Consider the following 9,390-nt stretch of genomic DNA (forward strand, 5'->3'; position numbering starts at 1 on the left):
CCTACGTCATTCCCAATTGATAGAAAGAGGTGAGTTGTGGCCGAAAGTCATTCGCATCTGGTGCGTTTCAGCGCGGGTCCTTTGCAGAACCCAGAGATCGGCAAGCCGCGCCGTCCGATGGAAGGCGATACCGTGTTTCGCAGCATGACGGGCTTCGAGGGTAACGGCGGCCGTGCGTCGTCCGGTATCTGGGAAAGTACGGCGGGCAAGTTTCGCTCGGATACCACCGGGTACATCGAATTCGGGTACATCCTCGAAGGCAAGTGCCGCATCGTCGACCCGGATGGCACCGTGCATGCGCTGAAAGCCGGTGATCCGTTCGTGATGCCTGAAGGCTACAAGGGTCACTGGGAAGTCGACGCGTTCGTCAAAAAGGTCTGGTTTGTCTCGCTGACGAACTGACGAGTTTCACCTGCCGGTGGCGGCTGCCAGCCGCCGCCGAGCGCCTTGTATAACGCGACCGATGCCTGAAGTCTCGCGAGTCGCAACTGCACTTGCAGATCCAACGAGGCAAACAAAGTGCGTTGCGTATCAAGCAATGTGAGCATGGTGTCGGCACCGGCACGGTAGCGCGATTGCGCGAGTGTGAACGCCGTACGCGCCTGTGCAAGCTCGCGTTGCTGTGCCGCTTGCTGACGGTCGATACCGTCGATGGCGTTGAGCGACGCCTCGACGTCACCGAACGCCGCAACGATCGTGCGCCGGTAGTCCGCCAGCAGCGCCTCACGCTGCGCAACCCGCAGATCACGCGCGCCCGCCAGCGCGCCGCCATGAAAGATCGGTGCGCTCAAGGCAGCCGCGACGCTGTACACCGGATTCTCCAGCACCGTATTCAAGCGACCACCCGACAACCCAATGCCGCCCGTGAGCGAGACGGACGGCAGCATGCGCCCGCGCGCTTCGAGCACGTCGGCGTCGCTGGCGGCTAGTAAGGCTTCAGCACGCGCAATGTCAGGACGTCGCGCAATCAGATCACGGGGCAGCAATGCCACCGTGGGCGGCGCCGTCAGTGCGTCCAGCATCGGCGTGCTCAGGGCAATATCGCCGAGGTGGTGACCTATCAGGACGGCCAGCGCGTTCTCGCTATCCGTCGCGTCTTGGTTTCGGGCCGCGACATTACGCAACTGCGCCTCGTAAAGCCCTTCCTGTTGGGCGAGATCGAGGGTTGTGGCCTGTCCGGCCTGCGTCTGCGAACGAATGAGGCGCAACACCTGTGCTGCGATGTCGCGTTGTTGCATGGCGATGGACACACGCTCGCGTGCCGCCGCCAGCGATAGCCAAAGATTGGCGGCGCCTGCCGTCACGGTCAGTCGAACGGTGTCGCGGTCGAATGCACTGGCCCGCAGTTGCGCAAGTGCGCTGTCACGGGCGGCGCGATTGGCGCCCCAGAAATCCAGTTCGTAAGTCGCGGTCAATCCCAGTGCTAGCGTGGTGCCGGTCACGTCGGCCTGCCCCCCCATGCGTCCTTGTCTTGACGCGGAGCCTGTACCGTCGAGCGCGGGCAGCAGCGGTGCGCCCGCAATCCGTGCCAGCGCCAGCGCCTGCCGCACACGGGCATAGGCGGCGGCCACATCGAAGCTGTCGCGCTCGGCGAGCGCCACGACCTGATCGAGCGATGCGCTGCCAAAGGCATGCCACCACATTTGATCGACAGGGGCGATCTGCAACGGCACCGCCGACGTCGCGCCGGACTGCCAGACGACAGGCGTTGCGACTTCACGTGGTGCGGGTGGCTCGTGCAACGCGCAGCCGCTGACAAGCAGTGCCGCGCACGCGAGCGATAGGGGGTGCGCTGTGGTATGGCGAGTGATGAATGAAATGAGCTGGCGGCGCATGGCGGTCAATCGCTGGCAAGCGCGACGATAGGATCGAGGCGTGCGGCCTGACGTGCGGGCATGTAGCCGAACACCAATCCGGTAACGAGCGCGCACCCGAAAGCGGCGAGCATGGCCCGCACGGAGAAAACCAAATCGACGCCCCAGAGAATGAGCGCCACGCCGAAGGCAAGTCCGACGACCGTACCCAGCACGCCGCCAACCGTCGATACCATGACTGACTCTGTCAGGAATTGACGCAGGATGTCGGCCTGCCGGGCGCCCGTGGCCATGCGAATGCCGATCTCACGTGTGCGTTCGCGCACCGTCATGAGCATGATGTTCATCACGCCGATACCGCCGACGACGAGTGAAATTGCGGCAATCAGGCCGAGCGTGAGCGTCAGCGTCTGCTGTGCCTCGCTCTGCGCCTTGAGCGAGGCGGCTTGGTTATAGACCTGAAAGTCCTTCACATGATGGGCGTCTGTCAGCACCCGAGTGATCTCCGCCGCCGTGTTGTCGACCTTGTCGAGATCGTGCACGAGCACAGAGATCCACGAGAGGTTTGCGGTGCCGAAAACACGTCGGCTGCCGGTGCTGGAGGGCACGAGCACGACGTCGTCATCATTCGACTGACCCGATGTCGCGCCTTTTTCCGTTAGCACGCCGATGACCTGAAAAGGCACGTTGTTCACCAGTACATATTGGCCTAGCGGATCGGCCGGACCAAACAACTTCATGCTGATGCGCTTACCCAGTACGGCGACGGTCGCCAGTGTGCGTACGTCCTGACGGGTGAAGAACGTGCCGCGCGACACATCCCAGTTCAGCACGTGGGGGGCGTCTTCGGTCACCGCCCACAAGCGTGTGCCGACGTCGACATTGGCCGCACGAACCGTCGTTTTTCCAGCAAAGAAGGGCATGGCGACATCGACATTAGGCACCTGCGCGAGCAGCGCGGCATCTGCTTCGGACAATGTGCCGCCGGGGCCTCGCTCGGTGTCGCCGCCCGGGGTCACATACATCCGGTTGGTGCCGAAACTCGCAATCTTGGCCATGACGGTGCGTTGCGTGCCGGTGCCGATGGCGAGCATCACGATCACAGACGCCACGCCGATGATGATGCCCAGTAGCGTGAGCAGCGTGCGGAAGCGATTGACGAGCAGCACCTGCCACGCGGCTTGCACGGCTTCATGGATATCCGCCCATGGCGACGCGGAGCGTGAAAGCCCGTGGGCCATGGTGGTGGCGAAGTTCTGCGCGTTGAGGGTCCATCCAGCGCCGTCGCTTGGCGCGGAAGAAGACGACTCGGCAGGCGAGGGGAGGGACTCGGCGTCTCGATTCGCTTCACCGGTGTCGGAAACGATCAGCCCGTCACGAATTTCGATGACGCGTCGCGCCTGACTGGCGACGCCCCGATCGTGCGTGATGAGAATCACAGTGTGACCCGCGTCGGCCAGCTCGCGCAGCAATGCCATGACCTCGGCGCCGCTGCGCGTATCGAGCGCCCCAGTCGGCTCGTCCGCGAGAATGATGCGACCGCCATTCATCAGCGCGCGGGCAATCGAAACCCGTTGCTGCTGACCGCCTGAGAGCTGGTGTGGCCGGTGATGAATCCGCCCGTCGAGACCCAGACGCGTCAACAATTCCGCCGCCCGGCGGTGACGATCCGTGCGGGACATACCGGCGTAGACGGCGGGGACTTCGACGTTGTGCAAGGCGTCGAGCGTGCGAATCAGGTGGTAGTTCTGGAATACGAACCCGAACGCCTCGCGGCGCAACCACGCCAGCTCGTCCGCACGGAACGACGCGATGTCCTGACCGGCAAAGCGGTATTGCCCGGAAGTCGGCCGGTCGAGGCAGCCGAGCAGGTTCATCAGTGTCGACTTGCCCGAGCCAGAAGCGCCGACAATTGCGACGAACTCACCTGCATCGATTTGCATCGATACGCCACGTAGCACTTGTGTTGCCGGTGTGCCGCCGGCGCCGCCGTAACTGCGGCAAATGTCGACCAGTTCGATCAGCGGGATACGTGACGTGAGCGGTGATTCGGCGGTTGCCGCCGGGGCGTTGGTTTCGGTTACCACTGGAATCTCCCGGCGCCCGCGCGGACGTTGCTGATCGAGGTGATCAGCGCGTCGCCCTGCTGGAGCCCCTCAAGCACTTCACCATCGAGCCGATCCCGCAAGCCGATGCGTACCTTGCGCTCGACGCGTTTGCCATCGACGAGCACCTTGGCCGTGAAGAGGCCGGCCTGCGCATTCACGGGGACGAGCGGGGTCATGGGCGACAGCAGCACATTCTTCGCCGAGGCGATGACGAAGAACACCTGTGCCGTCATCTCCGGCATGAGTGCGCCGTCGGGGTTGTCGACGTCGACCAGCACGGTATAGAGCACCACCTTGCCGGTGCTGCCCGTCGGACTCTGCTGCGACGCATCGCCACCGTTCTTGTCGAGTGGCGTGGGCGGCGCGGGCAGCACCTGCCGCACCGCGCCGTGCCAGCGTCGCGGCCCGCCGTCGGTCTGGCCGCCCAGTGTCGTGAAATAGACCGGCATACCCGCTTTCACGTGACTGATGTCGGCTTCGGAGACTTGCGTCCACACGGTCATGTGCGACAGGTCGGCGATGCGCATGATCAGCGGCGTCTGGTAGGTGGCGTTCAGCGTCTGGCCCTCGCGGGCGTCGAGTGTGACCACGGTGCCGGTCATGGGCGCGTAAATGCGCGTGTAGCCGAGTTGGGCCTCGTCCCCCTTGAGCGTGGACGTTGCGCCGTTGATCTGCGCATGCAGGTTGTCGATCTTGGCGAGGGCGACATTCAGGTTGGCTTGTGCGGTCTGAACGTCTTCGAGGCGTGTGGATCCGTCGGCCATCATCTGCTGTTGACGCCCCGAACGCTGGCTAGCCAGCACACGTTCGGCCTGCGCCTGCGCAAGCTGCGCATGCAGGCTCGCAAGACTGGCGCGATCGGCGTCGACCTTGGCCTGCTGGACCGCAGGATCGATCTCGACGAGTAGATCGCCCTTGTTCACGCGCGCCCCGGGCTGCACATGGAGGCGGCGAATGGCGCCGGACGCCTGCGCCCCGACGTCGACGTAGCTGCGCGGGCGCAGATTGCCAAGCGCCGTGACGGTCAGCTCCAGGTTGCCCCGGTTGACCGTGGTGGTTTCGACCTGTTCCACGCTGCGAAATATCGTGAACCACAGCACGAATGCCAGCAGCACAACAACGAGAAGGATCAGGGTGCTGCGAATTCGCTTCGGTTTGAATGGCATCGGCTTCGATAGCGTGCACAGCCAACGCCATCGAGGCGCCGGCAAATCATTTGGATGGCGAAGCGGTGGACGGCAGCGGACACCGCACGAGCGGCGCCAAGTATAGAACGATTCTCATTTACAGAGAAATCCTATCGTGCTTGCAGTTTCGATATCCACGGCGTCTTGTCATAAAAATATGACGAAGATGAAGGATATTTAGGCCGAAATGATCAGAATTCGATTGACAGTCGTGGTGTCTATTTTGTAGATTCACCATCTCTAATGAGTAATGATTCTCATTAACTAGCCATAAATCGTTGGCTGATTCGGTACGTTTCCGGGTGATATCCGGATGTCAAAGTACTAAGGAATTCGAACCTTCTGGGAGCAACGCAATGAGCTGGGACGACGAAAACGCAGAATTCGAAGTTGTGATGAACCACGAGGCGCAGTATTCGATCTGGCCGAGCTACAAGGCCATTCCGGGGGGCTGGCACGCGGTCGGCATGAAGGGCAACAAGGCGCAATGCCTGGCCTACATCGAGGAGCATTGGACCGACATGCGCCCGCTGAGCCTGCAAAAGGCAATGGCCGAGCAGGCTGGCCAGCCGGCGAGTGCCGGTGCTTCTGCCTCGGTGCACTGATTGCGCCCGAACCCTGTCACGCTGACTGGCGCCGCCTGAATGCCTGCTCCTCTCACCTTGTTCTGCCTGCCGTATGCCGGGGGCAGTGCCGCGATCTTTCGCGATTGGTCTCGCTCGCTACCCGGCGCGGTTCGTCCCGTCATGCTGCATCCGGCAGGGCGGGGCGTGCGCCACGGTGACGCCCCGGTGCATCGTTGGCCCGAATTCGTCGACGACATGGTTGCGCAGGCGCTGACGCACCTCATGGTGCCGGGGCAGGCGCCGCTGCCGTTCGCAATCTTCGGGCATAGCATGGGCGCCCTCGTGGGGTTGGAACTGGCGCATGCGTTGCGTGCACGGCTAGGCGTCAGCCCGCGCTGGTTTGGCGCGTCGGCAAGTCTTGCGCCGGCGTTGCGCCAGCGTGAAACGCATTGGCTGACCTGCGACGACGCCACCTTCATTGCCGAAGTCCGGCGACTGGGCGGTATGCCGGACAGTCTGCTGAACCACCCCGAGTTCATGGCGCTGGTCATGCCGGCGCTGCGCGCCGACTTTCACCTGTGCGGCACCTACGATCCGCCTGTGCGCGCGCCATTGGCGTGCCCGTTGCTGGCGATCAATGGCGACGACGATGCGCGCTGCGTCGCGCCTGCCAACGACCCGGCCTGGGCCAGCGAGACGACGGGGCCATTTGCCTCGGCGCGAGTGCCGGCCGGGCATTTCTTCATCAATACCCACCGCGACACGCTACTCGCACACGTCATTGCGCAATTGCGCGAGGTGGCCGGTATCACCGAGACGCCTGTCCGGGCGCTCGTCTGACGTCAATACGGAGATGGACATCGTGCAAGGCCTCCCCCCGCTGTTCGATTTCGCCCCCTATCTCGAAGTCCGCGACGACACGTTGCCGCTGATTCGGGAATTCGCGTCGCATATGGCGTTTCGTAGCGCCGTCGTCGAAGAACTGGAACTGGACGAGGATTTCTACCGTCGGCCGTTGCGCCCGGAAGATCTCGAGTTCCTGCAATTCAAGAAGGCCGTGCGCGCCGAGACGGTGAGCCGTCTACCCATGCTGGCGTCCCAGCGCCTGCTCATGTGTATCAACGAGGTGGGCATCGCCCGCATGCCGCGCCCCGGCGATGCGGACGGCTTTGCCAGCGCCGACGCGTTCTATAGCGAGCGCAACCAAGTGCTGGGCGCTCGCATCCGGCCCTACCTTGAGAACTACGCGTATGCGTTTCTCGGCAACGAAGGCAAGGCAGACGCCACGCCTGAATCACTGACGGATGCCCTCGATGCCATCGTGCGTACCGAACACGCGTGGTGGAGCGACATTTTCGCGCTGCTGCAACGCAACGACTATCTGCCCGAAGGTCTGCGCTTCATCATGATTCAACGCTGGAGCCTCGCACCGTCGCGGCGCGCAGCGGTTGGGCGTGCGGTGGCATCTGGCTATTTCGACGCGGTGTCGCCCGACGCTCGTCCGGTCATGACGGACGCAGCGCAAGACGCGCTGTTGACCCGTGTGGCCGGCGCACTCGACCTGACCCGCCGCGAGCATTCGTACTGGCAGTTCTACTTGCCGACCAGTCTCGCGAAGTGCAATTTGCTCTACGCGCTCGGCGCGCGCCCGGACCGCGCTTTCGCGCTGCTCGGCGCGGCGTTTGTCGCCGAAGCCGAGATGCTGGCGTTCTGTCAGGCCGCCGCGGCTGCGTGCCCGCATATGCTGCACGGTTTGCCGATTCAACAACCGCCGCTGGAAGACGCCGTCGCTGACCTGTTGCGCCGAGCGGCCGCTGCGACGACGCAAATCGGCGCGCAGTACGGCGAGCAAGGACTGGGCCGCGTGAGCCAAGGACTTGGCGCAGCCGAACTCATGGGCGCGCGCGGGCGTTGGGATCTCGGCGAACAACTGCGCTGGCTTTCTGCGATTGAGCGTTATGTGGCTTTCGCGAAGCAAGTGGAAGGGCGCATCGAAGCTGAGTGCCCGGGCATCGACCGTGAGACGTTTGTCGAGCCGCGCGAGATGTGTTCCACCACGCACGTGCACAACGACCACCGGCTTGTGGTGATCGAGTCGGGCGACATGATCTTCTGGGGCAATCTCGGCATGCAACTGAAGATGAAGCAGGGCGACAGCGTGCTGATTCCCGATGGCCGTCTGCATGGCTCGACGGTTGTCTCGCACGAGTGCACCTATCACCAGCCGATCATTCCTGACGCGTGGTTCGAAGCCCTGCATACCGGCAACGCGCCGAACGCCCCGGCACCGAAGTCCTCTGCCGCGCTCGCCTGAGCCGGTGCACCCCATGCCCGTTCGCGGCGACGCCAGCGCCCCCACGTAGCGCCGGCGACCTGATTGTCTCAAGGCTATCGAATCGAATAGCCGATTACTGATTTCCTAGGCACGTTCATGCGTCCCGCCGCGACTCGTTTCGACTCGCGGTGGTCGATGCGTGACGCAATGACAGCCGGCCCGGGCCGGCACGCGCAGTTTCGACGGAGAAGCTCATGCAGCTCGACCCCCGCGATGTTCTTGATTCCCCCCGTTCGACAGAGTCTTCCCCTGCGCCCCGGCGCGCCACCGCGAGCGATTGGCGCTCGCGCGTCATTCTCGGTGAACAGGTCGGCGGCATCGACCTGCCTGATTGGCTGGAGACGTCCTACGAAACGCTTCGCTCGCAGGTCATGCACCCGGAGTACCCGTGCTTCTTCGGCACCATTGCCGAGCGTCGCGGCGAGATGTTCTACACGTTCGTGAACGGCAAGGACAACGCGACGCTGCCCGCGACGATGCTCACGTTCGCGCGGCTCGCATCGCAACCGGAGTTCCGGCGCAACAACATCGCCATCTTTTATGAACCCGACGCCACGCCGCTGACGCACAACGAATATCACGACCTGTTCTGGGGCACGTTGCAGTATCTGCATGACGTCGATCCCGATCCGGAAGCCGACCAGCAGGTGCCGCCGTCGCACGAAGACTGGGAGTTCGGCTACGGCGGGCTGCAAATGTTTGTGGTCTGTGCGTGTCCGTCGTTCTCGCACCGGCACAGCCGCAACCTCGGGCCGGGCATGGTGCTGCTGTTCCAGCCGCGTGCGGTCTTCGTGGACACCATCACGAACAAGGTAATCGGCCGTCAGGCGCGCGAACAAGTGCGCGAGCGATTGCGCAAGTGGGACGCCGTCGGTCCGCATCCGGACCTCGGTTTTTATGGCGACCCGGGCAATCTTGAATGGAAGCAGTACTTCCTTGAAGACGAGAACGTTGCAGCGGCGGACCAGTGCCCGTTCCTCAAACGGATGCGCCGTGCCACCGAAGACGCGACGGCCGCATCACCCCCCGCCATCGCTGCGCCGCCCGCACCGATGATCGGCAAGATCCCCGTGCATCCGAAACCGCATCCGATCGAAACGCCGTCCGTCGCGCATGCCGTGCATCTGTCGCACGCGAATCATGTGGCGCGCCAGATGCACGCCGATGCCGGCCACGCCCGACTGATTGAGCAGGGTGACGCGAGCTTGCGTGAGAGCGCATCGCATGGCCAGCACGCGGGCTCGCAGGCCCCCGCGCCGTCGCGCAATGACAACGAACAACCCGAGTAGCCGACGTTCCCCCTAGTGGGAATACAAAGCGCGGCCGGTGGGCTGCGCGAATCGTCCAATCCTCGAAACGCAACGAATTTCAGGCATACCG

General features: G+C 63.6%; 8 protein-coding genes. 5 read left to right on the plus strand and 3 right to left on the minus strand.

Annotation, left to right across the window (positions count from 1 at the left end; all coding sequences use genetic code 11):
- Nucleotides 1-36: 36 nt before the first annotated feature.
- A complete protein-coding gene (locus AT302_RS12375; RefSeq protein WP_058378706.1) occupies nucleotides 37-402 on the plus strand; it encodes a cupin domain-containing protein in 366 nt (121 codons plus the stop codon).
- On the opposite strand, the gene AT302_RS12380 is transcribed toward AT302_RS12375, so the two are convergent.
- Genes AT302_RS12380 through AT302_RS12390 form a run of 3 tightly spaced genes read right to left on the minus strand, consistent with a single transcriptional unit; the run spans nucleotide 345 to nucleotide 5,088 of the window.
- A complete protein-coding gene (locus tag AT302_RS12380; protein ID WP_064675077.1) occupies nucleotides 345-1,835 on the minus strand; it encodes an efflux transporter outer membrane subunit in 1,491 nt (496 codons plus the stop codon). The genes AT302_RS12375 and AT302_RS12380 overlap by 58 nt on opposite strands.
- Before the next feature lie 5 nt (nucleotides 1,836-1,840).
- Nucleotides 1,841-3,901, minus strand: coding sequence for a MacB family efflux pump subunit (locus tag AT302_RS12385; protein WP_237172142.1), 2,061 nt, complete (start codon nucleotides 3,899-3,901; stop codon nucleotides 1,841-1,843).
- On the minus strand, nucleotides 3,895-5,088 hold the full coding sequence (locus tag AT302_RS12390) for an efflux RND transporter periplasmic adaptor subunit (RefSeq protein WP_058378707.1): 1,194 nt from the start codon (nucleotides 5,086-5,088) through the stop codon (nucleotides 3,895-3,897). The genes AT302_RS12385 and AT302_RS12390 overlap by 7 nt, the downstream gene beginning before the upstream one ends.
- 377 nt (nucleotides 5,089-5,465) lie before the next feature.
- Between AT302_RS12390 and AT302_RS12395 the strand changes: the two genes are divergently transcribed.
- The 4 genes from AT302_RS12395 to AT302_RS27275 all read left to right on the plus strand — a co-directional run bounded on the left by AT302_RS12395 (nucleotide 5,466) and on the right by AT302_RS27275 (nucleotide 9,299).
- Entirely contained in the window at nucleotides 5,466-5,714 is a 249-nt protein-coding gene (locus AT302_RS12395; protein ID WP_058378708.1) for an MbtH family protein, read from the plus strand.
- Between the two features lie 39 nt (nucleotides 5,715-5,753).
- The gene (locus AT302_RS12400; RefSeq protein WP_064675078.1) at nucleotides 5,754-6,515 is read left to right on the plus strand and encodes a thioesterase II family protein; all 762 of its coding nucleotides are present in this window, start codon (nucleotides 5,754-5,756) and stop codon (nucleotides 6,513-6,515) included.
- A 13-nt stretch (nucleotides 6,516-6,528) separates the two neighbouring features.
- A complete protein-coding gene (locus tag AT302_RS12405; RefSeq protein ID WP_058378710.1) occupies nucleotides 6,529-7,989 on the plus strand; it encodes a cupin domain-containing protein in 1,461 nt (486 codons plus the stop codon).
- Nucleotides 7,990-8,204: 215 nt separating this feature from the next.
- Nucleotides 8,205-9,299 (plus strand): YqcI/YcgG family protein, encoded by a 1,095-nt coding sequence (locus tag AT302_RS27275; RefSeq protein WP_084656190.1) that lies wholly within the window; start codon nucleotides 8,205-8,207, stop codon nucleotides 9,297-9,299.
- The last annotated feature ends 91 nt before the right edge of the window (nucleotides 9,300-9,390 follow it).

The organism is Pandoraea norimbergensis, from assembly GCF_001465545.3.
In the GTDB taxonomy this organism is placed as follows: domain Bacteria; phylum Pseudomonadota; class Gammaproteobacteria; order Burkholderiales; family Burkholderiaceae; genus Pandoraea; species Pandoraea norimbergensis.

Bases quoted from the DNA above. Each gene is read 5' to 3' on its own strand.
- AT302_RS12390 (WP_058378707.1), bottom strand. From the start codon at position 5,088: ATGCCATTCAAACCGAAGCGAATTCGCAGCACCCTGATCCTTCTCGTT.
- AT302_RS27275 (WP_084656190.1), top strand. From the start codon at position 8,205: ATGCAGCTCGACCCCCGCGATGTTCTTGATTCCCCCCGTTCGACAGAG.
- AT302_RS12405 (WP_058378710.1), top strand. From the start codon at position 6,529: ATGGACATCGTGCAAGGCCTCCCCCCGCTGTTCGATTTCGCCCCCTAT.
- AT302_RS12400 (WP_064675078.1), top strand. From the start codon at position 5,754: ATGCCTGCTCCTCTCACCTTGTTCTGCCTGCCGTATGCCGGGGGCAGT.
- AT302_RS12395 (WP_058378708.1), top strand. From the start codon at position 5,466: ATGAGCTGGGACGACGAAAACGCAGAATTCGAAGTTGTGATGAACCAC.
- AT302_RS12380 (WP_064675077.1), bottom strand. From the start codon at position 1,835: ATGCGCCGCCAGCTCATTTCATTCATCACTCGCCATACCACAGCGCAC.